Source organism: Spirillospora sp. NPDC052242, assembly GCF_040679555.1.
Lineage (GTDB): Bacteria > Actinomycetota > Actinomycetes > Streptosporangiales > Streptosporangiaceae > Spirillospora.
This window is the reverse complement of sequence record NZ_JBFAUZ010000027.1, coordinates 42,285-68,573: the sequence shown is the minus strand read 5'-3', so window position 1 is coordinate 68,573 and position 26,289 is coordinate 42,285. Positions and strand designations below refer to the sequence as shown.

At 75.2% G+C, this 26,289-nt stretch carries 23 protein-coding genes; 7 read left to right on the top strand and 16 right to left on the bottom strand.

The genetic code is table 11. The annotated features are described in order from the left end of the window. Positions 1 to 34: 34 nt before the first annotated feature. Positions 35 to 778 (bottom strand): hypothetical protein, encoded by a 744-nt coding sequence (locus tag AB0L25_RS22645; protein WP_500174621.1) that lies wholly within the window; start codon positions 776 to 778, stop codon positions 35 to 37. A 128-nt stretch (positions 779 to 906) separates the two neighbouring features. Between AB0L25_RS22645 and AB0L25_RS22640 the strand changes: the two genes are divergently transcribed. Then, positions 907 to 1,497, top strand: coding sequence for a GNAT family N-acetyltransferase (locus AB0L25_RS22640; RefSeq protein ID WP_500174620.1), 591 nt, complete (start codon positions 907 to 909; stop codon positions 1,495 to 1,497). Positions 1,498 to 1,518: 21 nt separating this feature from the next. On the opposite strand, the gene AB0L25_RS22635 is transcribed toward AB0L25_RS22640, so the two are convergent. Then, positions 1,519 to 2,175 carry a cyclase family protein gene (locus tag AB0L25_RS22635; RefSeq protein WP_500174677.1) on the bottom strand — a complete coding sequence of 219 codons (657 nt, stop codon included), beginning with the start codon at positions 2,173 to 2,175 and terminating at the stop codon, positions 1,519 to 1,521. Between the two features lie 42 nt (positions 2,176 to 2,217). Here AB0L25_RS22635 and AB0L25_RS22630 point away from each other — a divergent pair, with 42 nt between their 5' ends. Then, positions 2,218 to 3,045, top strand: a complete 828-nt coding sequence (locus AB0L25_RS22630) for a HipA family kinase (protein ID WP_500174619.1) — start codon at positions 2,218 to 2,220, stop codon at positions 3,043 to 3,045. After that, positions 3,042 to 3,452 carry a DUF3037 domain-containing protein gene (locus tag AB0L25_RS22625; RefSeq protein ID WP_500174618.1) on the top strand — a complete coding sequence of 137 codons (411 nt, stop codon included), beginning with the start codon at positions 3,042 to 3,044 and terminating at the stop codon, positions 3,450 to 3,452. Before AB0L25_RS22630 ends, AB0L25_RS22625 begins: the two co-directional genes overlap by 4 nt. Positions 3,453 to 3,457: 5 nt before the next feature. On the opposite strand, the gene AB0L25_RS22620 is transcribed toward AB0L25_RS22625, so the two are convergent. From AB0L25_RS22620 to AB0L25_RS22565, 12 genes are all read right to left on the bottom strand, one after another. Further along, entirely contained in the window at positions 3,458 to 4,366 is a 909-nt protein-coding gene (locus tag AB0L25_RS22620) for a hypothetical protein (RefSeq protein ID WP_500174617.1), read from the bottom strand. A 146-nt stretch (positions 4,367 to 4,512) separates the two neighbouring features. Further along, on the bottom strand, positions 4,513 to 5,460 hold the full coding sequence (locus AB0L25_RS22615; protein WP_500174616.1) for a helix-turn-helix domain-containing protein: 948 nt from the start codon (positions 5,458 to 5,460) through the stop codon (positions 4,513 to 4,515). A 72-nt stretch (positions 5,461 to 5,532) separates the two neighbouring features. Next, positions 5,533 to 6,375, bottom strand: a complete 843-nt coding sequence (locus tag AB0L25_RS22610) for a GNAT family N-acetyltransferase (protein ID WP_500174676.1) — start codon at positions 6,373 to 6,375, stop codon at positions 5,533 to 5,535. Positions 6,376 to 6,624: 249 nt separating this feature from the next. Then, a complete protein-coding gene (locus AB0L25_RS22605; protein ID WP_500174615.1) occupies positions 6,625 to 8,271 on the bottom strand; it encodes an alpha/beta hydrolase in 1,647 nt (548 codons plus the stop codon). 154 nt (positions 8,272 to 8,425) lie between these two features. Further along, positions 8,426 to 10,033 carry an alpha/beta hydrolase gene (locus AB0L25_RS22600; protein ID WP_500174614.1) on the bottom strand — a complete coding sequence of 536 codons (1,608 nt, stop codon included), beginning with the start codon at positions 10,031 to 10,033 and terminating at the stop codon, positions 8,426 to 8,428. A 373-nt stretch (positions 10,034 to 10,406) separates the two neighbouring features. Next, on the bottom strand, positions 10,407 to 11,591 hold the full coding sequence (ispG, locus tag AB0L25_RS22595) for a flavodoxin-dependent (E)-4-hydroxy-3-methylbut-2-enyl-diphosphate synthase (protein ID WP_500174613.1): 1,185 nt from the start codon (positions 11,589 to 11,591) through the stop codon (positions 10,407 to 10,409). A 183-nt stretch (positions 11,592 to 11,774) separates the two neighbouring features. Continuing rightward, on the bottom strand, positions 11,775 to 12,974 hold the full coding sequence (locus tag AB0L25_RS22590) for a M50 family metallopeptidase (protein WP_500174612.1): 1,200 nt from the start codon (positions 12,972 to 12,974) through the stop codon (positions 11,775 to 11,777). Between the two features lie 122 nt (positions 12,975 to 13,096). Beyond that, positions 13,097 to 14,335 carry a 1-deoxy-D-xylulose-5-phosphate reductoisomerase gene (dxr, locus tag AB0L25_RS22585; protein ID WP_500174675.1) on the bottom strand — a complete coding sequence of 413 codons (1,239 nt, stop codon included), beginning with the start codon at positions 14,333 to 14,335 and terminating at the stop codon, positions 13,097 to 13,099. A gap of 52 nt (positions 14,336 to 14,387) precedes the next feature. Beyond that, positions 14,388 to 15,494 carry a sensor histidine kinase gene (locus AB0L25_RS22580; RefSeq protein ID WP_500174611.1) on the bottom strand — a complete coding sequence of 369 codons (1,107 nt, stop codon included), beginning with the start codon at positions 15,492 to 15,494 and terminating at the stop codon, positions 14,388 to 14,390. Positions 15,495 to 16,119: 625 nt separating this feature from the next. Next, positions 16,120 to 17,412 (bottom strand): ABC transporter substrate-binding protein, encoded by a 1,293-nt coding sequence (locus AB0L25_RS22575; RefSeq protein WP_500174610.1) that lies wholly within the window; start codon positions 17,410 to 17,412, stop codon positions 16,120 to 16,122. A gap of 335 nt (positions 17,413 to 17,747) precedes the next feature. Continuing rightward, the gene (locus tag AB0L25_RS22570) at positions 17,748 to 17,903 is read right to left on the bottom strand and encodes a hypothetical protein (RefSeq protein ID WP_500174609.1); all 156 of its coding nucleotides are present in this window, start codon (positions 17,901 to 17,903) and stop codon (positions 17,748 to 17,750) included. Continuing rightward, on the bottom strand, positions 17,900 to 18,274 hold the full coding sequence (locus tag AB0L25_RS22565) for a hypothetical protein (RefSeq protein WP_500174608.1): 375 nt from the start codon (positions 18,272 to 18,274) through the stop codon (positions 17,900 to 17,902). Before AB0L25_RS22565 ends, AB0L25_RS22570 begins: the two co-directional genes overlap by 4 nt. 295 nt (positions 18,275 to 18,569) lie before the next feature. Between AB0L25_RS22565 and AB0L25_RS22560 the strand changes: the two genes are divergently transcribed. Next, positions 18,570 to 20,189 (top strand): PucR family transcriptional regulator, encoded by a 1,620-nt coding sequence (locus AB0L25_RS22560; protein WP_500174607.1) that lies wholly within the window; start codon positions 18,570 to 18,572, stop codon positions 20,187 to 20,189. A gap of 7 nt (positions 20,190 to 20,196) precedes the next feature. Here AB0L25_RS22560 and AB0L25_RS22555 read toward each other — a convergent pair whose 3' ends face one another. Beyond that, positions 20,197 to 21,030, bottom strand: coding sequence for a TrmB family transcriptional regulator (locus AB0L25_RS22555; RefSeq protein ID WP_500174606.1), 834 nt, complete (start codon positions 21,028 to 21,030; stop codon positions 20,197 to 20,199). A 66-nt stretch (positions 21,031 to 21,096) separates the two neighbouring features. On the opposite strand from AB0L25_RS22555, the gene AB0L25_RS22550 reads away from it, so the two are divergent. Beyond that, positions 21,097 to 21,753 carry a class I SAM-dependent methyltransferase gene (locus AB0L25_RS22550; protein WP_500174605.1) on the top strand — a complete coding sequence of 219 codons (657 nt, stop codon included), beginning with the start codon at positions 21,097 to 21,099 and terminating at the stop codon, positions 21,751 to 21,753. A gap of 99 nt (positions 21,754 to 21,852) precedes the next feature. On the opposite strand, the gene AB0L25_RS22545 is transcribed toward AB0L25_RS22550, so the two are convergent. After that, positions 21,853 to 22,386, bottom strand: a complete 534-nt coding sequence (locus AB0L25_RS22545; protein WP_500174604.1) for a helix-turn-helix transcriptional regulator — start codon at positions 22,384 to 22,386, stop codon at positions 21,853 to 21,855. A 165-nt stretch (positions 22,387 to 22,551) separates the two neighbouring features. Here AB0L25_RS22545 and AB0L25_RS22540 point away from each other — a divergent pair, with 165 nt between their 5' ends. Beyond that, on the top strand, positions 22,552 to 23,784 hold the full coding sequence (locus AB0L25_RS22540) for a hypothetical protein (protein ID WP_500174603.1): 1,233 nt from the start codon (positions 22,552 to 22,554) through the stop codon (positions 23,782 to 23,784). Positions 23,785 to 23,846: 62 nt separating this feature from the next. Then, positions 23,847 to 26,237, top strand: coding sequence for a tetratricopeptide repeat protein (locus AB0L25_RS22535; RefSeq protein ID WP_500174602.1), 2,391 nt, complete (start codon positions 23,847 to 23,849; stop codon positions 26,235 to 26,237). Positions 26,238 to 26,289: the final 52 nt, after the last annotated feature.

Here is a 26,289-nt window from a genome sequence, read left to right as displayed (position 1 = left end):
TGCTCGGCACGTCCGGCCGGGTCGGGTCCGGCGCTCAGAAGGCGCAGACGGCGGCGGTGGCGTCGTCGTGGGGCTTGCCGCGCGGCCAGCGGACGGCCTGCGGGTCGGTGCGCTCGACCTCGCGGGTCCGCTCGACGAGCGCGGCCGGGCCGGACTCGACGGCGAGGCGGGCGAGACCGGCCCAGTCGGTGACGCCGAACCGGTCGGCGAGGCGGGTGGCGCCGTCGGTGAGCAGCAGCGCGTGCCGCACGTCGCGCAGCGGGACCGTCCCGGTGATCGCGGCCTCGGCGCCGGCCGGGTCGGAACCGACCCAGCAGGGGCCGCCGGTGATCTCGCGCAGCCCGTCCCGGCAGTCCAGCAGCAGGGTCGAGTCGGCCAGCACCAGGTAGTCGAGCAGGTCGCCGCGCACCCGGACGGCCAGGACGGTCGCGGCGGGCGTCGTCGAGACGGACAGGTCGCACGTGGCACGGTGCGCGGCGGCCACGTCGGCGATCGCACCGGCGAGCCGTCCCACCAGCGGGCGGTCCGCGCGGACGTGCGCGCCCTCGGGCGGCCCCACCGGCGGGCCGGCCTGCGGCCCGAGGCCGTCCAGCATCCGCGCCAGCAGGCGGGTGCCGAGGGAGCGCGAGTACCAGGCCGTGCCGTGCACGCAGCCGAGGTCGGTCCCGAGCGGGAGGCCGCAGCCGTCCAAGACGACCGCCGCGCCGGGCGCCGCCGCCACGAAGTCCTCGTTGCCCCGCCTCGAATCGCCCTCGTCCGTCACCCACGTGACCCGCATGGTGCTCCCCTCGCCGCGTCCGCCCCCACTATCGCGCACCGGCCGTGCCGGGCGCTCCCGGTCCGCGGCCGGATCCGGCACTCGCGCGCCCGCATACGCTGATCTTGAACCGAGGAGAGGAGACGCCCGTGACGAACGCCGACGCCGCCGTCCGTCCCGCGACGCGAGAGGACGTGCCCGCCGCGGTGCGCACGCTCTCGCGCGCCTTCGCCGACTACGCCTTCACCCGGCACGTGATCGCCGCCGACCGCCACGAGGAGCGGCTGCGGGAGTTCCAGGACCTGCTGCTCCGCCGGGTCGGGATGGAGTACGGGCGGGTGTGGGTGTCGGACGACGTGCGGGCCGTGGCCGTGTGGACGACCCCCGACGCCGACCCGTCCCCCGCGTTCGCCGAGCTCGGGCCCCGGATGGCCGAACTCGCCGGGGACCGCGCGGAGGCGTACGCGGCGGCCGAGGCCGCCGTCGAGCCGTTCCGCCCGTCCGAGCCGGTGTGGTTCCTCGCCACCGTCGGCGTCGACCCGGACGCGCAGGGCCGGGGCCTCGGCGCGGCGGTCGTGCGTCCCGGCGTCGAGGCCGCCGAGCGCGCCGGGTACCCCGCGTTCCTGGAGACCTCCAGCGAGCGCAACGTGAAGTTCTACGAGCGGCTCGGCTTCACGACGACCGCCGAGGTGGACCTCCCGGACGGCGGCCCCCGCACCTGGTGCATGCGGCGCGGCTGAGGCTCACGGGGACACGCGGGCTCACGGGGACACGCGGGCGACGGCGCGGACGGGCGCGCCGTCGGCCCCGGCCAGCCGGATCGGGAACAGGGACGCCTCGATCGCGCGGCCCGGCGCGTCCAGGAGGGCGTCGAGGTTCGTAAGGTTCTCCGCGATGACGGCCCCGGCGCCGCACAGCACCCGGTGGGCCGCGAGGGTGAAGTCGTCCGAGCCCAGCGCGGGAGTGGGGTCCACGCTGAGGGCGTCGATCCCGACGGTGCGGACGCCCGCCGCGACGATCGCCTCGGCCGTCGCGGGCGCGAGGTACGGGTGGTCGAGGTAGCGGTCGGTGCCCCAGTGCCGCGACCACCCGGTCGCCACGAGCAGGACGGTGCCCGGCCCGAGGCCCGCCGGGAGCGCGTCGGGCGTGATCGGGGCGCGCGGGGGCAGGCCCCGGACGTCCATGAGCGCGGCGGGCCCGGTGAAGCGGGCGAGCGGCAGCTCGTCGAGGCGGGGCAGGGAGTCGTCGATGTGGAACGGCGCGTCCACGTGCGTGCCGGACTGCGACCCCAGGTGCAGCCGCAGGACGTTCACGCCCTCCTCGGCGACCGTGAGCGCGGGCACGGCCTCGACCTCGGGATCCCCCGGATAGACCTGCATACCGGACGTGATCGGCACCGACAGGTCCACCAGCCGCATATCCATGCGGGCGATTATCCCGGCACCCGGTAGCGTTACGGCGTGTTGCCTCATGTGACAGCCATCCGATACGTGACGCCGCTGCGCGAGGGCGGGTCGCTCCCGGGCGTCGTCGAGGCCGACGACCTCGGCACGTACGTCATGAAGTTCCACGGCGCCGGGCAGGGCCGCAAGGCCCTCATCGCCGAGGTGATCGCCGGGGAACTGGCGCGCCGGCTCGGCTTCCGCGTGCCCGACCAGGTGCTCATCGACCTCGATCCGGTGATCGGGCGGCACGAGCCCGACCCGGACGTCCAGGACCTGCTGAAGGCGAGCACCGGCCGCAACCTCGGCGTCGACTTCCTGCCGGGGTCACTGGGCTACGACCCGCTCGGCTGGACGCCCGAACCCGGCTTCGCGTCCCGGGTGCTGTGGTTCGACGCCTACATCGGCAACGTCGACCGCAGCTGGCGCAACCCGAACATGCTGGTGTGGCACGGCGACGTGTGGCTGATCGACCACGGCGCGAGCCTGATCTTCCACCACGCGTGGGCGAACGCGGCGCGGCTGTTCTCCGGCCCCTACGACGTCGACGACCACGTCCTGACCCGGTACGCGACGCGCCTGGAGGAGGCGGAGGCCGAGCTGGCGCCGCGCATCACCGAGGGGCTGCTGCGGGAGGTGACCGCGCTGGTGCCGGACGAGTGGCTGGAGCGGGAGCCCGGGTTCGCGGGGCCGCAGGCCGTCCGGGACGCCTACGTGGACGTGCTGCTGCCGCGCGCCGGCAAGCCCCGCGAGTGGCTGCCGGACCTGGAGGTCGCCGGGCGCCGCCCGGACACCGGGTCGCGGCGCGGCGCGAACCGTCCCGACTGGCTCGGAGGCCCGGCATGAGCGGCGTCACCAACATCCGGCGGGCGGACGAGCCGACCGTGTTCGAGTACGCGGCGCTGCGGGTGATCCCGCGGGTCGAGCGCGGCGAGGCGATGAACGTCGGCGTGGTCGTGTACTGCCGCGCCCGCGACTACCTGGGGTGCCGCACCCACCTGGACGCGCCGCGCCTGCACGCGCTCGACGCGTCCCTCGACCTGGACGGCGTCCGCTCGGCGCTCGCGGGCGTCGACGCGGTGTGCGGGGGCGGCGAGCGGGCGGGCCAGGCCGCGGACGAGGCGCCGGGCGCCCGGTTCCGCTGGCTGACGGCGCCGCGCAGCACGATCGTCCAGCCGGGGCCGGTGCACGCGGGCCTCACCGAGGACCCCGCCGCCGAACTCGACCGCCTCCTGCGCCTGCTGGTGCTTTAGCGGTCTCAGTCCCACTCCCAGCGGATGCCGTGGTACCCGGCGGCCATGCCGAACTCGATGTAGTGGACGCTGTGGTAGCTCGACATCCGCAGGTCCGCGGAGTCCTTGAGGGCCGTGTGGCCGTCGGGCCGCCACGTCCGGTAGCAGCGGGCGGGCAGCGTCGCCGGGTGGAACCGGACCTCGATGAGGTACTCGTGCTGGGGGGTGCGGAAGCCGCGGCCCTCCTCGGTCACCGGCGGGCCGGTCTCGTCGAACCCGAACCCGTACTCCAGCAGGTACGTCTCGCCGCGGCCGAGGGCGCGGTCGAACAGCAGCTCGGCGGCGATGAGGCCGCTCGACTCGTCCATCCGGACGCGGCCGAAGCGGCAGCCGCGGGCCGTCCGGGAGGACGGGAGGATGCCGTGCGGGTGGTGGTAGACGGCGATCCAGCGGTCCACGCCGCGCTGCTGGGCCTGGAACACCGCGCGGGTGCGGACCTCGCGCAGTTCCCGGCGGCGCCCGACGATGTGCTGGTCGTGGAGGCTGAGCCCGGTGAGCTGCCGCTCGCCGCGGTCGCCGATCTCGTCGAGCAGGTCGCGGACGCCGGGCTCGGGGCAGAGCTCCTCGACGGACTGCCACGGCCCGGCGGAGCGGTCGGCGGACGGGCGCAGCAGCGTCAGCAGGGAGTGGCGCGGCAGCTCGAGGATGGCCTCCAGGCCGCGGACGGCGCGCAGCGAGTCGGCGCGCTCGGGGCGGGTGCGGCCGCGCTGCCAGTAGCTCAGGGTGGAGAGGCTGACGGCGATGCCCTGCTCTTCCAGGCGGCGGCGCAGCGACTCCAGGCTCAGGCCGCGCGCCTGGATGGCGGCCTGCAGGGCGACGTTGAAGGGACCGTACTGCAGGACCTGGAGAAGGTCGTCCTCGGCGACACTCTGCACTGCTAGGCCTCCGGATCCGGTCCGGCCGGCCCCCGTGAAACGGCCTTGACTCGTGGACTTTCCGCTTCCGCGCTCACTGTAAGACGCCTCGCCCCCCGAGTCGACCGGCAAAGGTTCACAACGGCGCCGCGTTTCCCACCGCACGGTCAGTGCCACTCCCATTCCAGGCCGACGATACCGCGACGCACGTTCGCGACCGCGAGGTTGGCGCTGCCGGACGTCCCGACCCACAACTCCCCGAGGCGGTTGCGGGGCCCGTCGGCGGTCTCGGCGGTGAAGCCGTAGCAGCGGGCGGGGAGCCGCTCGCCGTCGAACTGGACGACCGCGACGTACTGCTGCACGGGGTGCGGGAAGCGGCGGTCGTAGCCGCCGGGCGCCCCGGCCCCCTCGGGGACGGTGACGGGGCCGAGGTCGTACTCGACGACGGCGGTATCCCCGGCCGCCAGCACCCGGTCGAAGACGAGTTCGAACGCGACCAGGCCGTCCCCGGCGCGGATCCGTCCGGGGCGGCAGTAGCGCGCGGCGGCGAGGCCGGACGCGGCGCAGCCGGCGGGATCGGTGGGGTCGCCGGGATCGGCGGGGCCGGTGCGGTGGACGCAGACGACGCGGTCGATGTCGTCCCCGGCGGCGCGCAGCACGGCCCGCACCGACAGCGTCCAGGTGCGGCCCGCCTCGTCCAGCCGGTAGACGTCGTGGACGCCGAGCCGTTCGAGGCGGTGGTCGCCGGACCGGTCGAGCTGGCCGACGAGCCGGGCGTACCCGTCGGGGTCGGGCCACAGGCCGCTCGCGGACGCGGGCGACCCGGCGGACGGCCCGGCGGCGAGCGCGCCCCGGCCCGCGGCGGGCCGCGCGACCTCCCCGGCGACGGGTGCGGTCTCGTCGAGCAGCGCGGTCAGGGTGCCGGGCGCGACGCCGAGGACGTCCTCCAGGGACTCGACGACGGCGCGCGAACGGGGCCTGCTGCGGCCGCGCTGCCAGTAGCTGAGGGTGGCCACGCTGACCGTCAGCCCGCTGCGCTCCAGCCGGTGCCGGACGCGTTCCAGGGTGAGCCCGCTGGCCTGGATGGCCTGCCGCAACGCCCCGGCGAATTCCACGGCCCGGATGCTACCGTTTCGGACCGTTCCCGTCAGGTATCGGGGAGTAATCGGGCAGGGAACAACAAACCTCTAGAACAGGATGGACATGAACGATCCGGTCTCCACGAAGCCGACCCGGCGGTAGGCGGCCCGCGCCCGCACGTTGTAGTCGTTGACGTACAGCGACACCGTCGGCGCGATCGTGCGCAGCGACTCGGCGACCACCGCGGCCATCCCGGACACCGACAGGCCCCGGCCGCGCAGGTCCGGCGGGACCCACACCCCCTGCACCTGGCACGCGTGCGGCGTCACCGCCCCGATCTCGGCCTTGAACAGGACGCGGCCGTCCTCGATCCGGGCGAACGCCCGCCCGTCCCGGATCAGCTCCGCGACCCGCGACCGGTACAGCACTCCCCCGTCGCCGGCGTTGGGCGAGACCCCGACCTCCTCGGTGAACATCGACACGCACGCCGGGTAGACGATGTCGAACTCGTCCATCCGCACCCGCCGGACGTTCCGGTCGGGCTCGACGTCCGGCTCCCGCGACGTCGCCATCACCGGCTGCACCGCCCGCACCGCCCGCGGCGGCCCCCAGTACGGTTCGAGGATCCGCCAGAGCGGGCCGACCGTCTCGACCGGCCCGACGACGGACGAGCAGCGCCGCCCCTGCGCCCGCGCCCGCTCGCCGAACGCGCGGACGGCGTCCGGGCAGGCGGCGACCGGGATCAGGTTCGCGCCCGAGTAGCACAGCGACGTCAGCCGGCCGTCGCGCATGTAGCCCCACATCTGGGCGCCGAGCCGCCGCGGGTCGAGCCCGGCGGCGTGCACCCGCGAGCCGACGAACACGTTCGCGACGGGGTCGGCGTCGAGGATCGCCAGCGCGTCGCGCCGGTGCCGGTCGTCCAGCACCCGCACGGGCGCCGAGCCGAGCATGCGCACCGCCGCTACCCGCCCCGGGCCGGGGGCGCGCCCCGCACGGCGGCCTTCACCACTGAAAGCACCACGTGGCCAAGCCTATGCGGTCCCGGCTCCGATCACCTCCACCGCCTCCCGCACGGACACCCCCGGCGCCCCGGGCGGCGACTCGGACCTCCGGTCACCGGTCAGGCTGCTCATTGTGGGGGCGCCCCACATACCCCCGGCACAGGCGGGGCCGCCTGCCCGTCGACCTCCGGTCGCGGGTCAGGCGGCGGGCTTGCGCGGCTTCTCCGGCCGTTCCTGCTTCGCGGGCGCGGGCGGCGGGCCCGCCGGGCACGTCGCGTCCGGGCCGGGCCGGCTCGCGGGGAGCTCGCCGCGCCCGAGGTAGGCGGCGACGGCCCGGTCGACGCAGGCGTCGCCGGTCAGCGTGACGCCGTGGTTCCCGCCGCCCTCCTGCACCAGCAGCCGGGAGGTGGGGAACCTGAGGTGCGTCTCCTGCGCGCCCGGGTACGGGGTCGCGGCGTCCTCGGTCGCGTGGACGAGCAGGATCGGCGGCATCGACGTGCTCCCCCACACGTCCGGGCGCGGCCCGCCGCCCGCCGCCCAGAACGCGCACGGGGCGTTGTACCAGGTGTTGCTCCAGGTCTCGAAGCGGTGCCCCGTCCGGTACAGGCGCTCGGCGTCGGCGCGCCAATCGGACCAGTCGCGCGGCCACGGCGCGTCGCGGCACTCCACGGCGGTGTAGACGGCGTAGCCGTTGAGGTCGAGCCGGTTCGGCGGCTCCCAGGCGGCCCGGAGCGGGGCCGGGTCGTCGCGGACGACGTAGGCCGACAGGGCGCGCGCGTGTGCGTCCCACGAGTGCTGGGCGTAGCCGTCGGCGAGGAAGAGGCCGTCGAGTTCGGCGGGGCCGATCCGGCCGCCGAGCGGCTCGGTCTCCAGCGCGGCGCGCACCCGATCGTAGGCGGCGCGGACGTCCGCGGCGGTCGTCCCGAGCCGGTAGGTCTCGTGGTGGCGGGCGATCCAGGCGAAGAAGGCGCCGATGCGCTCCTCGAACGCGACGTTCTGGTCGAGGTTGTTCTGGTACCAGGCGCCGCTCGGCCGGGGCACGCTGTCGAGGACCATCCGGTCGACGCGGTGCGGGAACATCGTCGCGTAGACCGCGCCCAGGTAGGCGCCGTAGGAGTAGCCGAAGTAGTCGATCGTCTCCTGCCCGAGGGCGTGGCGGATCGCGTCGACGTCGCGGGCCCAGTCGGCGGTGCCCATGTGCGGCAGCAGCTCGCCGTGCTCCGCGGCGCACGAGCGCGCGAAGGCGCGGGCCCGCTCGACCCACGCCCGCTCCTCCTCCGCGTTCGCGGGGACCGGGTCGGGCATCGCGCGGCCCGGGTCCCGGTACGACTCGTCGCAGGTCAGGGCGGGCTCGCTGGCGCCGACGCCGCGCGGGTCGAACCCGATCCAGTCGTAGGACGCGGCGACGTCGTCCGGGAGCGCGGACGAGAACAGGGCGGGGAGGTCGCGCCCGTGCGCGCCCGGCCCGCCCCGGTTCAGCAGGACGGCGCCCTTCGACTCGGGCGCGGTGCGCGGGGCGCGGCTCAGCGCGAGCGTGATCTGCTTCCCGCCGGGGCGGTGGTGGTCGAGGGGGACGCGGAGTTCGGCGCACTGCAGGCCCTTGAGGCGGCCGCCCGCGACCGGGTCGTCGGCCGGGCAGGGCTTCCAGTCGATCCCGGCGGGCGGCGGGGCGAGGTCGGCGGACACGGGCGCGACGGACGGGGTCGAGCCGCCGGCGCCCGCGAACGCGAGGGCGATCGCGGCGGCGGCCGTCCCGGCGACGGCCCTCTTGCCGGTTCCGCGGGCGAGGGTCCTGCGGGGACGGGTCGTGCGCGCGAGGGTCCTGCGGGTTGCGTGGTTCGGCACTTTCGCTTTCTATCGGCCGCGCCGCCGGGGCCCACCGAACCGGGGATCGCGCGTTTCCATGCCGAACCGGGAGGTCACACCCCATCCGGGACCGGGCGGGTCGTGCGCCCGTGACCGGGTCCCGCCGTGCGGCCGGGACCCGGTCACGCGGCGGCTACGGGCGTCCGACCGGAAGGTCCTTGCCCGCGCCGGCACCGGCGGCCTTGAGCCGCACGGCCGTCGGGTCCGGGTCGTTCAGCGCCGGGACGGCGGCGCAGCGCGCGTCCGCGCCGCGGCGGCTCTCCGGCAGCGCGCCGGTGTCGAGGTAGGCCGCGACCTTGTCGTCCAGGCAGACGTTGCCGTTGAGCGTGTTGGAGTGGGTCTTGCCGCCCTCCTCCAGCACCAGGCGGGACGACGGGAACACCTTGTGCATCGCGTAGCCGCCCTCGACCGGGGTCGCGGCGTCCTGCGACGACTGCACGAGCAGGATGCCGGGCAGCTTCTTGCTCCCCTTCAGCCGGTACTCCGGGCCGCCCTGGAACGGCCAGAACGCGACGGGCGCGTTGAACCAGACGTTGCTCCAGGTGTTGAAGCGGTAGCCCTGGCGGACGAGCTTCACCGCGTCGTTGTGCCACTTGGACCAGTTGCGCGGCCAGCGGGCGTCGGCCGCCTGCACGGCGTTGTAGACGGCGAACGAGTTGTCGTCGCCGCCGGGGTTCAGCCAGCCGAGCAGCCCGGACGGGTCCTCGTCGTTCGCCCACGCCGAGAGCGCCTCGCCGAACGGGATGTAGTACGCGGTGTTGTACCCGGCGCTCAGCACGATGTCGTCCAGCTCGCTGGGGCCGATCTTGCCGCCGATCGGCGACTTCTCGGCGGCGGCCCGCACCTCGTAGTACTTGGCCTCGACCTCGTCCCGGGTGTCGCCGAGGCGGTAGACCGAGTCCCACTCGGCGAGCCACGCGAACCACGACTTGATGTTGCGCTCGAACGCCTTGTCCTGCTCGAGCTGCGAGTCGTACCAGATGTTCTTCGGGTTGACGTTGCCGTCCATCACCATGCGCTTCACCCGCTCGGGGAAGAGCGAGGCGTAGGTGGCGCCGAGGTAGGTGCCGTAGGAGAAGCCGTACCAGCTGATCTTCTCCTGGCCGAGGGCGCGGCGGATCGCGTCGACGTCGCGGGCGGCGTCGGTGGTGCGCATGTTCGGCAGGAGGTCGCCGAACTTCTCGGCGCAGTCCTGCGCGTACTTCTTCGACTTGGCGAGCCAGGCCCGCTCCTCCTTCCACGACGCGGGCACGTAGTCGGGCCGGATCGGGTCGGAGTAGTGCGGGTCGCAGGACAGCCGGGGCTCGCTGGCGCCGACGCCGCGCGGGTCGAAGCCGATGATGTCGTACTTGGCGGCGACGTCGGCGTGGCCGGTGCCGCCGATCCAGCGGGCGAGCGCGGGCGCGTACGCGAGGCCGCTGCCGCCGGGGCCGCCCGGGTTCACGAACAGGACGCCCTGGTAGTTCGCCTCGTCGGTGTGCTTGAAGCGCGACACCGCGATGGAGATCTTCCGGCCGTGGGGCTTCGCGTGGTCCAGCGGGACCTCGACCGTGGCGCACTGCGCGTTGTTCATCGGGTCGTCCGGCCCGCTGACCTCGCACGTGCCCCAGTCGATCGACCCCGGGGAGGCGAGCGCCGCGGCGCCGGCCGTCCGGGCGGTGTCCGCGCTCGCGGGGACGGCGGCGCCGAGACCGCCGGCCGTCACGACCGCGGCGGCCGTGACGAGAAGAACCTTTCTCAACCTGACCCCCTCAGATCGGCGGCTCCGGGCGCCGCGAGGGCGCCGGAGGGGGAGCTGCGCCGATGTAGCGGATGCATGAATTGCGGGGAGATTGTGGCGGTTCCAGCCCCTTTGGAGGCAGAGGCCGTCCCAGAGGGATGCGGAACCGTGACAAGATCAGCGGAACTTCGTGATGTTTCACGACGTTCCGCCCCGGCACGGCGCGGGCAGGCCTGTTACAGGGAGTGACCAGATCGTGACGGGATCAGCGGAAGCTCGTGATCGTCCCGGACGTTCGGGACCCCGGACATGACGAAGCCCCCGGAGCGATTCCGGGGGCCTTCGCGCCGATCGCCCGACCGCGGACGATCCGCGCGCGATCGGCGGGCGCGGGTCAGCTCACGACGACCTCGGCGCCGGGACCGGACACGGAGCCGTCCTCACCGATCTCGATGCCCATGTCCTCGGCGATCCGCATGGCCTCCTCGATCAGCGTCTCGACGATCTGCGCCTCGGGGACCGTCTTGATGACCTCGCCCTTGACGAAGATCTGGCCCTTGCCGTTGCCGGACGCCACGCCGAGATCGGCCTCGCGGGCCTCGCCCGGACCGTTCACGACGCAACCCATGACCGCGACGCGCAGCGGGACGGGGAAGTCCTTCAGGCCCGCCGTGACCTGCTCGGCCAGCGTGTAGACGTCCACCTGCGCGCGGCCGCAGGAGGGGCACGACACGATCTCCAGGCCGCGCTGCCGCAGCCCCAGCGATTCCAGGATCGCCGTGCCGACCTTGACCTCCTCGACCGGCGGCGCCGACAGCGACACCCGGATCGTGTCGCCGATGCCCTGGCTCAGCAGCGCGCCGAACGCCACCGCGGACTTGATCGTCCCCTGGAAGGCCGGGCCCGCCTCGGTGACGCCGAGGTGCAGCGGGTAGTCGCAGGCGGCGGCGAGCTGCCGGTACGCCTCGATCATCACGACCGGGTCGTTGTGCTTCACGGAGATCTTGATGTCGCGGAAGCCGTGCTCCTCGAACAGCGAGCACTCCCACAGCGCCGACTCGACCAGCGCCTCGGGGGTGGCCTTGCCGTACTTCTCCAGCAGCCGCTTGTCGAGCGAGCCGGCGTTGACGCCGATGCGGATCGGCACCCCGGCCTCGGACGCCGCCTTGGCGATCTCCCCGACCTTGTCGTCGAACTTCTTGATGTTGCCGGGGTTGACCCGGACGGCCGCGCAGCCCGCGTCGATCGCGGCGAACACGTACTTCGGCTGGAAGTGGATGTCGGCGATGACCGGGATCGGCGACTTGCGGGCGATCGCGGGCAGCGCCTCGGCGTCGTCCTGCGACGGGCAGGCGACCCGGACGATCTGGCAGCCGGACGCGGCCAGCTCCGCGATCTGCTGCAGCGTGGCGTTCACATCGGCGGTCAGCGTCGTGGTCATCGACTGCACCGACACCGGCGCGTCGCCCCCCACCGGCACGTTCCCGACCATGATCTGACGGGACTTGCGGCGCGGCGCGGCCGCGGGCCCCGCTCCCTGCCCGTCACGGACCGTAGGAATTCCCAGTGAAACGCTCATCCCTCTCCTCTGTTCGCCTCTGCTCGCCCGGAGACGCTCTCGGCCCCCCGCAGAGAAGGCGGGCGTCCCTCTCGTGACACGGCCGCCCGGCCCGTACAAGCCTAGGCGCCCCGGGCGAATGCGGTGACGGCGACCGGCACGTAATAGTGTGACCAATCGGCTACGCGCGGTAAACCTCCCGGGTCATTCGGGCAGCTCGAGAGGGTTGAACAGGTCGGCCAGAATCAGCAGGACGCCGAACCCGACGAGCAGGAGGACCGCGAGGTAGGTGAGGGGCAGGAGCCTGGTCATGTCGACCGTGCCGGGATCCGGACGGCCGCGCGCCCGCGCCAGCCCCGCCCGCGCGCGCTCGTAGGCGACGACCGCGAGGTGCCCGCCGTCCAGCGGCAGCAGCGGCACGACGTTCAGCGCGCCGAGGAAGATGTTCAGCGAGACGACGAGCGACAGGAACAGCGCGAGCTTGTCCCGGGCCGAGTCGTCCGACGCGAAGATCTGCCCCGACACGTCCGTCGCGCCGACGACGCTGCCCACCTGCCCGCCCGGCGAGCCGGCCCGCTCGTCCGAGAACAGGTTCGGGATCGCCGACGGCAGGTCCACCACGACCCGGCCGATGCCCTCGACCGTCGCGGCGACGCCGCGCCCGGCGAACACCGCCCCGTTGATCGGCCCGACCCGCTCGTACCCGGCCCCCGCCACCCGCGCGGACATCCCGACGAACGGCTCGCCGCCGGACTCCGCGAGCCGCATCCGCAGCGTCACCGGCCGGGGCTCGCCCGGCCGCTCGACCGTCACGGCGACCGTCCGTCCGGCTCCGGCGCGGTCGATCGCCCTCGTCAGCTCCCGCCAGCCGCCGACCGGGGCGCCGTCGAACGCGACGATCCGGTCGCCCGCCCGCAGTCCCGCCCGCGCCGCCGGGGACGCCGGACGGTCCGGGCCGCACTCGGCGCCCGGCCCGGCGGGCACGCACGCCGACACCCGGTCGACGGTCGTGGTCACGGTCCCCGGGTCGCGGATCCCGAGCGTCATCGCCATCACCATGAGCAGCAGGAACGCGAACACGAAGTTCGCGACGACGCCCGCGGCGATCACGATCGCGCGGCGCCCCGCGGGCTGCCGGTAGAACGCGCGGGGCCGGTCCGCCGGATCGATCTCCTCCAGCGGCGTGTATCCGACGATCTTGACGAAGCCGCCCAGCGGGATCGCCTTCACGCCGTACTCCGTCTCGCCGCGCCGCCGCGACCACAGCGTCGGCCCGAACCCGACGAAGTACTGGGTGGCCTTCATCCCGAACCGCTTCGCGGTGAGCAGGTGCCCGGCCTCGTGCAGCATCACCGACGCGAGCAGCGCGACGACGAAGGCGACCGCGCCGAGCAGGAACGCCATCCCAGCCCCCTCGGGGGTCCGCCCCGGGCGGGCCCCGGGTGCCTAGGCGCGTGTTTCCCGAGGGACGACCCCCCACACCCGCCCCCGCCGCGCGGGCCGCCCGTCGCGAGGGGCGGGCGGGGTCAGGAGAGGCCGATGACTTCGCGGGTGCGGGTCCGCGCCCACGCGTCGGCGGCGAGGACGTCGTCGAGCGTCAGGCCCGCCGACGGCGACGCGGCGGAGCCCGCGTCGTGCTCGTCCAGGACCCGGGCGATCGTGTCGACGATCCCGAGGAACGGCAGCCGTCCCGCGCGGAACGCCTCCACGCACTCCTCGTTGGACGCGTTGTAGACGGCCGGGGCGGTGCCGCCCCGCTCCCCCGCGCCGCGCGCCAGCCGCACCGCCGGGAACGCCTCGTCGTCCAGCGGGAACAGCTCCCACGTGTGCGCCCGCGTCCAGTCGAGGCCCGGGGCGGCGTCCGGGACCCGGTCGGGCCAGTCCATCCCGAGCGCGATCGGCAGCCGCATGTCGGGCGGGCTCGCCTGCGCGAGCGTGGAGCCGTCGGTGAACTCCACCATCGAGTGGATCACCGACTGCGGGTGCACCATCACCTCGATGCGGTCCATCGGGACGTCGAACAGCAGGTGGGCCTCGATGACCTCCAGGCCCTTGTTGACGAGGGTCGCCGAGTTGATCGTGACGACCGGGCCCATGTCCCACGTCGGGTGGTTCAGCGCCTGCTCGGGCGTGACGTCCGCGAGCTCGTCCCGGGTGCGGCCCCGGAACGGGCCGCCGCTCGCCGTCAGCACCAGCCGCCGCACCTCCTCGGGACGGCCGCCGCGCAGGCACTGCGCGAGCGCCGAGTGCTCGGAGTCGACGGCGACGATCTGCCCCGGCCGGGCCCGCTCGCGCACCAGCGGGCCGCCGATGATGAGCGACTCCTTGTTGGCGAGCGCCAGCGTCCGCCCGGCGTCCAGCGCGGCCAGCGTGGACGCCAGGCCGAGCGCCCCCGTGACGCCGTTCAGCACCACGTCGCACTGCCATCCGGCGACCTCGGCGACCGCTTCCGGACCGGCCACGATCTTCGGGATCGGGTACTCGCCGGCGGCGTACCCGCGGCGCTTCGCCTCGGCGTAGAAGGCGAGCTGCAGGTCCTGGGCGGCGGACGCCTTCGCGACGGCGACGATCTCGGGCCGGAACTCCAGCGCCTGCTCGGCCAGCAGCCCGACCCGGCCGCCCCCGGCGGCCAGGCCCGTCACCCGGAACCGGCCGGGGTTGCGGCGGATCACGTCGAGCGCCTGCGTGCCGATCGATCCGGTGGAGCCGAGCACGACGACGTCACGGGCGGCGGCCGCGTCGGCGGCGGCGTCAGAGGGAGTCATCACGGGGCCCATTCTCGCCCATGGCGCGTCGCCCATGGTGAATCGCCGGTGTTCAGCCGTCGCGCTCGTCCGGTTCCGGGAGGAGCGGGAGCCGCAGGACGAACCGGGCGCCGCGGGCCTCGCGTCCGGCGTCCCGTCCGGTGTCCCCTCCTGTGTCCCGTCCGGCGTCGGCGGCGTAGAGGCGGCCGCCGTGCGACACCGCGGTCGCGCGCGCGACGGCCAGGCCGAGGCCGCTGCCGCCGTCGACCCGGCTGCGGGCGCTGTCCAGGCGGGTGAAGCGCTCGAAAACGCGGTCGCGGTCGGCGGCCGGGATGCCGGGGCCGTCGTCGCGGACCTCCACGACGGCCTCCGCGCCGTCCCGGCGCACCTCGACCTCGATGAGCCCGGTCGCGTACCGCTCGGCGTTGGCGAGCAGGTTGACCAGCAGCCGGCCGAGCCGGATCGGGTTGCCCTCGACCATCACCCCGGTGTCGACCTTCGCGTTGAGCGGGACGGGCGCGGTGCGGACGGCGAGTTCCGACTCGACGAGCCCCCCGATGTCGACCGGCTCGCGGGCCGGTTCCTCGCCGGCGTCCAGGCGGGCCAGCGCGAGGAGGTCGTCGACGATCCGGTGCAGCCGCTCGACGTCGCGCAGGGCGCCGTCCAGCGTCTCCGGGAGGTCGGCGTCACGGGGCGCGGCCAGCGCCAGCTCGATGCGGGTACGCAGCCCGGTCAGCGGGGTGCGCAGCTCGTGCGAGGCGTCCGCGATGAACGCGCGCCGCTGAAGGGCCGAGCGCTCCAGCCGGTCGAGGACGCCGTTGACCCGCGCGGCCAGCCGGGCGTCGGCGTCGCCGGTCGGCGGCACGCTCACCCGGCGGGACGCGTCCGCCGTCTCGAGGATCTCCCCCATCTCCGCCTCGGCCTCCGCCACCGGGCACAGCGCGCGCTCGGCCGCGCGCCGGGCGGCCCAGGCGGTGAGGACGAGCGCCGCGGCGAACAGCGCGGCCATGACGGGCGCGAGGACGCTCCACCGGGCGTCCGCGTAGACGTGCAGGACGACCGCCGCCGCGACCGTTCCGAGCAGCAGCGGCGGACCCGTCACCGCGAGCGCGCCCACCGTCCCGCGCGCCGGTGCGGAGCGCGGCCGGTGCACCCGGCCCTCGGCTTTCCGGACCGACATGTCTCCTTTGTACGTATTCCAGGGCAAAGGAGACATGCGCCGACCGTATGGGGCGGACTGATCTTCTGCCCGGCCGCCCGGCCGACCGCCGAGCGGGCGACACGGGAGCCTTTGCCGCCCTTTTCACCTTCGCTAGCTGGGACAACACACTCCCCGGCCTATAAAGGAGTCACGTGAAGCCGACTCCCGCGAGGGGATGGGACATGGGCCAGGCGGGCGACCCGACGTTCGACCCGGCGCCGCTGAGCACAGCGCAGCGCCTGGGCGACGCCTGCGTCGTCTGCGGCAAGAGATGGCCCCGGCCGCGCGTCCGCGTCGGCCGCCTGCCGGATTCGACCGGGGTGTTCGCGTGCGACGACTGCGCACCCGCCCCGCCGGTACCCCGCCCGCGGCGGAGCCCGCGAGAACCGCGCTTCACGGGCGCCGGACCGGTCGGAGAGCCGGCCCCGGTGCCGGCGACGGCCCTGCACGCCGCCGTCGCCATGGAGTCTCTCCAGGGAGAAGGGTGACCCGGGCCTTCGGGGGGAAGCCCGGGACCACCCGAGAGGCGCGCCCGGCTGGGGGCGGTCGGGCGCGCCGGAGAGACCTCTAGCGGGAGACCTCTAGCGGTCTCCCCGGAACGCCGCTACAGCTTCGTCGACTCGATCCACGTGCGCGTCCACTCCGCGTAACTCGTGCACCGGTCCTTGCCCGATCCCGCCTCGCCGTCCCCGCCGTCCTCGGCGTCCTCGGCGTCCTCGCCTGGCTCCCGGCCGCAGTCCTCGCGCGGCGTGTGCGCGAAGATCACGTTCTCCAGATACTCGCGGTCGCCGACGCGGTAGGCGCTGCAGAAGCCCGGCCGGAGCCGGTCGCCCGAGCACGCCTGCGGGTTGGCGGGGGCCACGCCCGTCCACTCGGCAACCTGCTGCTGGACGTCCGCGGACGCCGTCCACTGCAGCCACTGGTACATGCAGTTCGGGTGCTGCGCCCGGGAGCTGATCATCCAGGCGTCCATCCAGCCGGTCACGCCCTCCGCCGGGACGGCGCCCCGCACCGGCTGCGACGCCCGGTTCAGGACGTCCACGTGGTACGGCCACGCCTGCCCCAGCACCGCGCCGCCCGCGGCGAACGCGCTCACGGCGTCGGCGGGCAGCTCCCAGTACTCGGCGACGTGCGGGCGCTGCTCCTTGAGGACGCGCCCGGCGGCGGCGAGCTGCTCGGGCGTCAGCGAGTACGGGTCCTCGATGCCGAGGTCGGGCTCGGCGCCCTTGAGGTACAGCGCGGCCTCGGCGATCGACAGCGGGCTGTCGCGCATGACGAGCTCGCCCGAGTACCGGCGGGCCTGGTCGGGGTCGAACAGCGCGGCCCAGCTCGACGGCTGCGGCACCGACCGCGCATCGTGGACCAGCAGGTTCGAGCCCCACACGTACGGGACGCCGAAGTACTCGCCGTCCCGTTCGAGCAGGCCGCGGAGCGTCGGCTCGAGCTTCTTGTAGCCGTCCACGAGGTCGGTGTTCACCGGGACGACCTGGTCGTCGGCGATGAGCCGGCCGGCGACCTCGGGCGGCGCGGCCACGCCGTCGTAGTGCCGGCCCTCGTCGCGCATCAGGTCGGCCATCTCGTGCGGGGTCGTGACGACCTTCCAGCCGATCTTGCAGCCGGTGCGCTCCTCGAACGGGGTGACCCAGTCGACGCGCGGGTCGGTGCCGCCGTTCTCGATGTAGCCCGGCAGGGTCACGAGGTTGAGGACGCCTTCGCCGGGGCCGAGCGTGCTCGCCACCTTCGCGACGCCGACCGGCTCGCGGTCCTCCTCGCCGCCGCTGCACGCGACGAGTCCCGCCGTCGCCAGCACCGCGGTCGTCCCGAGGGCCGCCAGCACCTTGGCGCGCACCCCGTCCAGCAGGCGCGTGTTCGTCAGGCGCGTGCCCGTCAGCCGCATGTCGCTCCCAGCTCGCCTCGCGGGTCCGCTCCCCCGGATTCGCGAACGTCCCCGTCGGCGCAGCGTAGCGCCTTCGCGGCGGGGCGGCGGCGGGACGGCGCGGGGCCGGGCGCGCGCCGCGGGCCCCGGCCGTCCTTTTCCTCGGACGGACGATGCCCGGCGAAAGAATCGCCGCCCGTTCGTCGCCCGAACCGCCGTCCGGATTCTCGGTGGACCGGAACAACGCGCAACACGAGCGGTACGGCGGCGCCTAATGCGCGGGCGCCGGCGGAACCCGATCCGCCGTTACCCGCGGCGACCATTCACCGCCATTTACCGACATTGTTTCCGGGCGTTCACCCGTGGAAGATCCGCCACGGCCCCGGGGGACGGCGGGTGCTGGCGTCCGCGCCGCACACGGGGTGCTCCGGCGAGGGATGCGGCGCGGCCGCCGCCCTGCCCGGGGCCGTGACGGCACCGGCGGGCGCGGCGAGGTGGGGAACAGCGATCATCCTGCGGTGCTGCCTGGCCACGCGATCGCCGGCGCCCGGCGGAACGGCGACGGTGTGACGCCCTCGAGCCGGAGGAGGTTCGAGGGACGCCGCGCGTCCCGCCGGGTGTCGTCGGGCCGGGGCGGCCGGTGCCCGTGCGCGCCGGGGAACCCGTGCGCGTCGGGGAGCGGGGGCCGCCACGGGGTCCGCCGGATCGTCTCGATCCGCGCGATGAGGGCCTGCGGGGTGTCGGCCTCCAGGAAGTCGCCTACGTCCAGCTCGCGGGGCGGCAGCGCCCACCAGCGGCGGGTGAACGGGCCGAACCAGATGGTCCAGCCCGGAAAACGCCGTCCGAGCGCGTCGACCTCTGCGGCATGGTCGTCTGCGGTCATTGCACGGCTCCCTGCGCCGGCCCGCGGTCACGGTCTCCACCGGGCCCTGACTTTCATTTCCGCCTCATTTAATTGAGACAGTCAGATTGTGTCTCCGAGCACAGAACGAGTCAATGGAAGTTGCTATCATTCGCGGCCGCGCCGGGCCCGTAAGAAGGCCACGGAAACGCGGGCGGGCGCGTCCCCGCCGAGTGTCGGACGGCACCGGCGCGCCGGCCACCCGAACCCGCCGGTACCGACACCCTGTAACGCCGCGATCGGCGCCCTTGACACTGTGCCCGGTAGCATCGGCGTGATGCTGCCCACGGTCGACGACGTGCTCCGGCTCGACGCGGTCCGCCGCTGCCGGCCGCGCGTCGTCGCGGGCGCCGACCGCACGGGCGGGCGCGTCCGCTGGGTCCACGTCGCCGAGGTCACCGACATCGCGCACCTGCTGCGCGGCGGGGAGCTCGTCCTCACCACCGGCATCGCGCTGCCCGACGACCCGGACCGGCTGCGCGCCTACATCGCCGACCTCGCCGAGGTCGGGGTGTGCGGGCTGATGATCGAGCTGGGCCGCCGGTACGCCACCGCGCTGCCCGGCCCGCTGACCGACGCCGCCGAGCGGCACGGGCTCCCGGTGGTCGTGCTCGAGCACGAACCGGTGTTCGTCGACATCACCGAGGCCGTGCACGCGCGGATCGTCCAGGAGCAGTTCGCGGAGCTGCGGGAGTCGGAGCGGCTGCACGAGATCTTCACCCGGCTGTCGGTCGAGGGCGCCTCCACCGACGAGGTCGTCCGGCGGGTCGCCGCGCTCGCCGGGCACCCGGTCGTCCTGGAGAACCTGTCGCACCGGGTGCTGGCCGCCGACGCGGGCGGCGCCGACCCGGCGGAGGTGCTCGCGGCGTGGGAGGCGCGGTCCCGGGCCGTCCGGCCCGGCGGCCGCACCGGCTACGACGGGACGTCCGGCTGGCTGACGACCGTGGTGGGCGCGCGCGGCGAGGACTGGGGACGGCTGATCATCGTCCTCGGGTCGCCGCCGACGCCGCGCGAGACCGTCCTGGTCGAGCGGGCCGCGACCACGCTCGCGCTCGGCCGGCTGCTCGACCGGCACGCCGAGAGCCTGGAGCGGCAGGCGCACGGGACGATCATCGCCCGCATCATCGCGCACGCCCACTCCGATCCGCAGGAGGCCGCCGCGCGCGCCCGCGCGCTCGGGGTCCCGCTGACCGGGCGGCGGCTGTTCGGCGCGGTCCTGCGGCACCGGGCCGCCACGGGCGCGGCGCCGCCGGTCGGGGAACTGTCCCAGCTCGCCGAGACCACCGCCGCCGCCTGCCGGCAGGCGCGGCTCGCCGCGCTCGTCGGCGTGCTCGACGAGGGCGGCCCGGACGCCCGCGTCGGCGTGCTCGCGTCGCTGCCCGCCCGCGCCGACGCCGAGACCGCGCTCACCGAGATCGCCGCGCTGCTGCGCAAGCAGTCGGTGCACGACGGGGTGCTCGCCGCCGGCTCCGTCGTCGAGACGATCCGCGACGTGCGCCGCTCGTTCCTGGAGGCCGAGCAGGTCGCGGACGTCGCCGCCCGCGGCCCCGGCGACCGCCCGTTCTACCGGCTGCCCGACCTGCGGCTGCGCGGGCTGCTGCACCTGCTGCGGGACGACGCCCGCGTGCAGACGTTCGTCGAGCGGGAGCTCGGCCCGCTGCTGCGGCACGACGCCGCGCGCGGCACCGACCTCACCCGCATCCTGGAGCTGTACCTGGAGTGCGGCCGCAACAAGGCCGAGGCGGCGCAGCGCGCCCACCTGTCGCGCCCCGCCCTCTACGAGCGCCTCCGCCGCATCGGGCGCGTGCTCGGCGCCGACCTCGACGACGTCGAGTCCTGCGTGTCGCTGCACGTGGCGCTGCTCGCGCTCGGGTCCGTCCGCTGGGAGCGGCCGTGAGCCCCGCTCACCCGCGGCCGAGCAGGCGGAGCAGGTCGGGGTCGGTGGCGAACAGCCGGTCCAGCTCGGCGGCGCCGACCCGGTCGGCGAGGATCTGCAGCGCGATGTCCTGCCGGACGTACTCGGCCGCCATCAGCGCGACCGCCGGGTCGGCGGTGTAGATGCCCCACGCCGCGCCCTCGGCGAAGCCGCCGACCACGGCCTCGCGCCGGTCGCCGACCACCACGATCAGCCGGTAGCCGAGGTCCTCCAGGACGGCCTCGGGCGCGGAGTACCGGTGCCGGTGGACGCGCGCGCCCGCGTCCGCGCCGGGCTCGGCGTCGTCGCCGAACGCGACGACCGACACGTCCACGCCCCGTCCCGCGGCCTCCTCGACCGGGCCGCGCAGCCGCCGCATCTCCTCCGGCCAGATCGAGACGAACAGGTCGCGGCGGGCCGCCGCGACGACGTCCCCGGCCCGGTCGAGCATCGCCTCGGCGTCCTTGAGCCCGTGGATCGGCGGCGCCTCCGGCGCGGCGGCGACCGCGGGCAGCGCCGTCCGCAGCGCCGCGACCGAGCCGTCGAACTCGCGGCGCATCCGGTCCAGCAGCGACTCGGGCGGCAGCGGCAGGTACTCGGTGGCGTCGGACGAGCCGCGCACCTCGTAAGCGGCGCCGCGCGCCACGAGCTTGCCCAGCGTCTCGTACACGGTGCTGCGCGGGACCCCCGACCGCTTGGCGACCTCGTACCCGTTGACCGGCCGGCCCGCCGCGACGAGCGCCACGTACGCCTTGGCCTCGTACCCCGACATGCCCAGCCGCCGGAGGTGCTCCAGGACGTCCCGCGTGCTCACCGCCGTCATGCTACGCGCCCGGCCCGCCGCGACGACGCCGTACGGCGCGTCCGCCCGTGCTGGAATGATCGGGGCATGACGCGCCGCCTCGACGACGCCGAACTCGAGGCGTCCCCGGTCGTGGCGAACAACGCCATGAACCGCGAACGGACCCTCGCCGCCTACCGCCGCGAACTGGGCGTCGATCCCCTCGCCGAGGCCGCCCGGCACGGGACCGGCCGCTGGCTCGACCTGTGCTGCGGCACCGGCCGCGCCCTGATCGACGCCGCCGGGCTCTCCCCGGACCTCGAGATCACGGGCGTCGATCTCGTCTGCCACTTCCTTCCGGGCGTGCCGCCGCCGAACGTCCGGCTCGTCGTGGCCTCCGTGACCGCGTGGGAGCCGGACGCGCCCGCCGACCTGGTCACGTGCGTCCACGGGCTGCACTACGTCGGCGACAAGCTCGGGCTGCTGGCGCGCGCCGCGTCCTGGCTGACCGATGACGGCCTGCTGGTCGCCGACTTCGACCCGCGGTCGGTGCGGCTCGCCGACGGCTCCCCCGCCGGGCGCCCGCTGACCGCCGCGCTCCGCCGGGCCGGTTTCGGCCACGACGCCCGGCGCCGCCGCATCACGCTGCGCGGCCGCCGCGAGGTGACCCTCCCGTACCGGTACCTGGGCGCCGACGACCGCGCGGGCCCGAATTACACCGGACAGCCCGCCGTCGACTCCTACTACGCCCCGGCCCCGCCGTAACCCCGCGACGACCGGTACCGGCCGCAGCGAGACGCCCGCCCCGCCCGTGACGCGTGCTCCGCGCGGCCCCGGGCCCGGGGGCGGGGCCGCGCGGAGCGGTCAGGGCCTCGGGGTGTGCGCCGGGCCGCCGGCGTGGACCGCGGCCTTGCGCCGCTGGAACGGCAGGTAACGGTCGGTGCGGCGCGGACGCGCGGGCATTCCGGTGGACTCGACGGCCAGGATGCGGTCGAAGCGGAAGGCGCGGACGCCGCGCCGCATCCGGCACCAGCCGACGAGGTACCAGTGGTCGCGGTGGACGAGCGTGGTGACCGGCTCGACCTCGCGGATCGTGACGTTGGCGCCGGCGTCGCCGTAGCAGAGGCGGACGACGCGGTGCTCGCTGATGGCGGCGGCGACCACGCGGGCGCGGTCGGCCGTGGAGGCGTCCAGGGACGCGGTGAGGGTGGCCAGCGTGGCGCCGACCACGTCGTCGTGGGGGACGGTGTCGAGGAGGGTGCGCAGGGCCCGCCGCGCGGTCGCGGCCTGCGGGCCGGCGCCCAGGTGCGCGAGCGAGAGCGCGAGGGCCGCGATCTCCGCGGCGGAGAGCTCGGTCAGGGTGGGGGCGGTCCTGCGGTGCGTCGCAACGTTCGCCATGGTTCGATAATACGTTCGAACACTGACATTTTGGAGGGCCCGCGGCCGCCTCCGGCTTGATCGCCCGCAATCCTTGAGCCTTGGGGCGGGGATGGGGAAAACTGGCATCAAAATTGCACGGCACGGGGGATGGCAGGGCGAACATGGGCGAGCCATGGACCCGCGTTGGGTGAACCGACGCGCCTGCCGATGAGCCGCGACGACATCGATCGCACGCTGGCGCATCTGCGGGACGAGAGGGAGCGCATCGGCTCCGCCCTCCTCGAACTGGAGGCCGACCAGGGCTACCAGCTGCTGGAGGGCGCGACGCCGGCCGGAGAGACGCGACGCGTCCAGGCCGCCGTGCGCGCCCGCGCCGAGGCGCTGTGGACGCTGTTCGACCTGTACCGCCGCGCCGTCGCCGAGGCCGAGGAGGTCCGCGCCCGGCCCGGCCGGCTCGGGCAGTGGCGGCTGGCGGAGCTCACCCGCCTGCTCGCGGGCCCGGCCGTCGAACTGCCCGCCGCCGAGGTGCCGCTCGAGCGCCGCACGCTGCTGGCCGTCCCGTCCGGCGAACGGCTGACGCTGCGCGCGGCCGTCGAGCGGATGACCGGCCTGTACGAGGAGATCGTGCGGGCGGTCGGGCCGCTCGAACGGGTCTGGTCGGCGCTGCTGTCGCGACTCGCGGAGACCGAGGCGACCCGGCGCGCCGCCGCGGCGGCGCTGGCGTCCCTCGGCGGGACGGATCCGGAGCTGGCGCGGCTCGGCGCCGACCTCGACGCGCTCGCCGCGCGGGTCCGCAGCGACCCGCTCGCGCTGGCGCCCGGCGGCCGCCCGGACACCGCCCCGCTGGACGCGCTGCGCGACGGGTTCGCGGACGCGCGGCGGCGCCTGGAGTCGGCGGCGGCGCTGCGCGACGGGTACGCCGACCGGCTCCGCGCGGTCGCGCGGACGCTCGGCGAGCTGCGCGAGACGGAGGCGGAGGGGCGCCGGGTCCGGGACGCCGTCGCGGCGAAGATCGCCGGTCCGCCGCCCGCGGCGCGGCCGGAGGCGTCGGCCGCGCTCGCCGACCGGCTGTCCGCCCTCGACCGGGACGCCCGGACGGGCGGCGACTGGACGCGGCTCGCGCGGCGGCTCGACGACCTCGAGCACGCGGCCGGCGCGGCGCTGCGGGACGCGCGGGACGCGGTCGGCGTCGTCCGGGGCCTGCTGGAGCGGCGCGACGAACTGCGCGGGCGGCTCGACGCGTACCGCATGAAGGCCGCCCGGCTGGGCCTCGCCGAGGACGCCGCCACGGCCGGTTTGTACGAGAGGGCGCGCGCGCTGTTGTGGACGTCGCCCTGCGATCTGCGGGAGGCGACCGTCGCCTTGGCGGAGTTCCAGCGCGCCGTCTCCGCGCGGGAGAAGGGAGCGGATGGATGAACCAGTGCACCGTACCGGGATGCGCGGGAACCGTTGAGGGCGGATTCTGCGTCATATGCGGCATGGCCGCATCCCCCACCCCCTCGGGTCCCTCCACCCCGGACGCCTGCGCCCAGCCCGGATGCGGCGGGACGATCGTCGACGGCTTCTGCGACGTCTGCGGTGCGCCCCCGGCGGCCGCCGCGAGCGGCGCCGGAGCGCCGGGCGGGACTGCCGCGCCGAGCGGCGCGTGCGACAAGGCGGGATGCGGCGGGACGATCGTCGACGGCTTCTGCGACGTGTGCGGCGAGCCGCCGTCCGCGACGTCCGCGACCGGGACGAGCGGGCCGTCCGCGGGCCGGTCGATGAGCTCCGGCAGCAGGGGCAGCATCGGCACCGGGCGGACGGGCAGCACGCGCACCGGCGGGACGCGGTCGTCCGGGCAGCTGGGCGGGCTGGGCGCGGGCCTCGTGAAGGTGCCGCCCGTCCCGTACCGGAACCCGTCCGCCGCCGTCCTGCGCGACCCGAAGGTCGCCGAGAGCAAGCGGTACTGCAGCAACTGCGACGAGCCGGTCGGGCGCAGCCGGGGCGACCGGCCCGGCCGTACCGAGGGGTTCTGCCCGAAGTGCGGCACCGGGTTCTCGTTCACCCCGAAGCTGGCGCCGGGCGACCTCGTCGGCGGCCAGTACGACGTGCTCGGCTGCCTGGCGCACGGCGGGCTCGGCTGGATCTACCTCGCCCGGGACAAGAACGTCAGCGACCGGTGGGTCGTGCTGAAGGGCCTGCTGGACAGCGGGGACGCCGACGCGATGGCCGCGGCGGCGGCCGAGAAGGCGTTCCTCGCGGAGGTCGAGCACCCCAACATCGTCAAGATCTACAACTTCGTGCAGCACGACGGCGACGGCTACATCGTCATGGAGTACGTCGGCGGCCGGTCGCTGAAGGACATCCTGCTGCAGCGGCGTGACGAGGGCGCGGAGGCGCTGCCCGTCGCGCAGGCCATCGCGTACGCGCTGGAGGTGCTGCAGGCGTTCGGCTACCTGCACGCCCGGGGCCTGGTCTACTGCGACTTCAAGCCCGACAACGTCATCCAGTTCGAGGAGCAGCTCCGGCTGATCGACCTCGGCGGCGTGCGGCGGCTGGACGACCCGGACGGCGCCATCTACGGCACGCCCGGCTACCAGGCGCCCGAGATCGCCGACGTGGGCCCGTCGATCAGCTCCGACCTCTACACGGTCGGCCGCACCCTCGCCGTGCTGAGCTTCCCCTTCAAGGGCTACACGTCCCGCTACCGGGAGAGCCTCCCGCCCCGGACGGACGTGCCCGTCCTGAGCAGGTACGAGTCGTTCGACCGGTTCCTCCGCCGCGCGACGCACCGGGACCCGGACGAGCGGTTCCAGGACGCGGCGGAGATGGCCGACCAGCTCACCGGCGTCCTGCGCGAGGTGCTGGCCACCGAGGACGGACGCGCGCGGCCCGCCCCGTCGGCGCTGTTCGGCCCGGAGCGGTTCGCGACGCGCGCCGCGGGCGAGGAGTCCGACGCGGCCGCGCTGCCGCCCGTCCCGCCGGACACGGCCGCCGCGGCGCTGCCCGTCCCGCTGGTGGACGCGGGCGACCCCGCGGCCGGGTTCCTCGCGGGCCTCACCTCGCTCCCGCCCGCGCAGCTCGCCGCCACCGTCGCGGGCGCGCCGCAGCGGACGCCGGAGGTGCGGCTGACGCTCGCCCGGGTCAAGATCGAGCTGGGCGAGCACGACGAGGCCGAGGCGCTGCTGGACGAGTTCGCCGCCGACGAGCCGGACGACTGGCGGGTCGAGTGGTACCGGACCGTCGGGCTGCTCGCCCGCGGCCGGGTCGCCGAGGCCGGGCCGCGCTTCGACCGGCTGTACGACCTGCTGCCGGGCGAGGCGGCGCCGAAGCTGGCGCTCGCCTACTGCCGGGAGGGGAGCGCGCCCGCCGACGCCGCCCGCCTGTACGAGCTGGTGTGGCGCACCGACGACTCCTACCTCAACGCCGCCTTCGGGCTCGCCCGGGTGCGCCTCGCGGGCGGCGACCGCGCCGGGGCGATCGCCACCCTCGACACGGTGCCCGAGACGTCGATCCGGCGCACGTCCGCGCAGGTCGCGGCGGTCACCACGGCGGTGCGGGCGCGGCCCGCGGCCGAGCTGACGGCGGCGGAGCTGCTGGCCGCCGGGCAGCGGCTCGGCGGGCTGGGCCCGGACGCCCTGGACGACCGGCGCCGGGACCGGCTCACCGCCGAGATCCTGGAGGCCGCGCTCGACTGGCTGCTCATCGGCCCGGGCCGGTCCGGCGGGACGGACGGCACGGAGCTGCTCGGCGCGGAGCTGCGGGAGACGCCGCTGCGCCGCCGCCTCGAGGGCGCGTACCGGCGGCTGGCGAAGGTCGCACCGGACCGGGACGAGTGCCGGCGGCTCGTCGACGCCGCCAACGCCGTCCGTCCGAGGACCCTGCTGTGACCCGGCCCGCGCCTCCCGTCCTCCCGCCTCCCCGCCCCCCGCTGCAGATTCG

Excerpts from the sequence above, each read along its gene's own strand:
- AB0L25_RS22550 (WP_500174605.1), top strand. The coding sequence starts at position 21,097 with ATGACGCGCCGCCTCGACGACGCCGAACTCGAGGCGTCCCCGGTCGTG.
- AB0L25_RS22575 (WP_500174610.1), bottom strand. The coding sequence starts at position 17,412 with ATGCGGCTGACGGGCACGCGCCTGACGAACACGCGCCTGCTGGACGGG.
- AB0L25_RS22565 (WP_500174608.1), bottom strand. The coding sequence starts at position 18,274 with ATGACCGCAGACGACCATGCCGCAGAGGTCGACGCGCTCGGACGGCGT.
- AB0L25_RS22580 (WP_500174611.1), bottom strand. The coding sequence starts at position 15,494 with ATGTCGGTCCGGAAAGCCGAGGGCCGGGTGCACCGGCCGCGCTCCGCA.
- AB0L25_RS22535 (WP_500174602.1), top strand. The coding sequence starts at position 23,847 with ATGGCCGCATCCCCCACCCCCTCGGGTCCCTCCACCCCGGACGCCTGC.
- dxr (WP_500174675.1), bottom strand. The coding sequence starts at position 14,335 with ATGACTCCCTCTGACGCCGCCGCCGACGCGGCCGCCGCCCGTGACGTC.
- AB0L25_RS22545 (WP_500174604.1), bottom strand. The coding sequence starts at position 22,386 with ATGGCGAACGTTGCGACGCACCGCAGGACCGCCCCCACCCTGACCGAG.
- AB0L25_RS22635 (WP_500174677.1), bottom strand. The coding sequence starts at position 2,175 with ATGCGGCTGGTGGACCTGTCGGTGCCGATCACGTCCGGTATGCAGGTC.
- AB0L25_RS22610 (WP_500174676.1), bottom strand. The coding sequence starts at position 6,375 with ATGCTCGGCTCGGCGCCCGTGCGGGTGCTGGACGACCGGCACCGGCGC.
- ispG (WP_500174613.1), bottom strand. The coding sequence starts at position 11,591 with ATGAGCGTTTCACTGGGAATTCCTACGGTCCGTGACGGGCAGGGAGCG.
- AB0L25_RS22645 (WP_500174621.1), bottom strand. The coding sequence starts at position 778 with ATGCGGGTCACGTGGGTGACGGACGAGGGCGATTCGAGGCGGGGCAAC.
- AB0L25_RS22560 (WP_500174607.1), top strand. The coding sequence starts at position 18,570 with ATGCTGCCCACGGTCGACGACGTGCTCCGGCTCGACGCGGTCCGCCGC.
- AB0L25_RS22625 (WP_500174618.1), top strand. The coding sequence starts at position 3,042 with ATGAGCGGCGTCACCAACATCCGGCGGGCGGACGAGCCGACCGTGTTC.
- AB0L25_RS22570 (WP_500174609.1), bottom strand. The coding sequence starts at position 17,903 with ATGATCGCTGTTCCCCACCTCGCCGCGCCCGCCGGTGCCGTCACGGCC.
- AB0L25_RS22555 (WP_500174606.1), bottom strand. The coding sequence starts at position 21,030 with ATGACGGCGGTGAGCACGCGGGACGTCCTGGAGCACCTCCGGCGGCTG.
- AB0L25_RS22590 (WP_500174612.1), bottom strand. The coding sequence starts at position 12,974 with ATGGCGTTCCTGCTCGGCGCGGTCGCCTTCGTCGTCGCGCTGCTCGCG.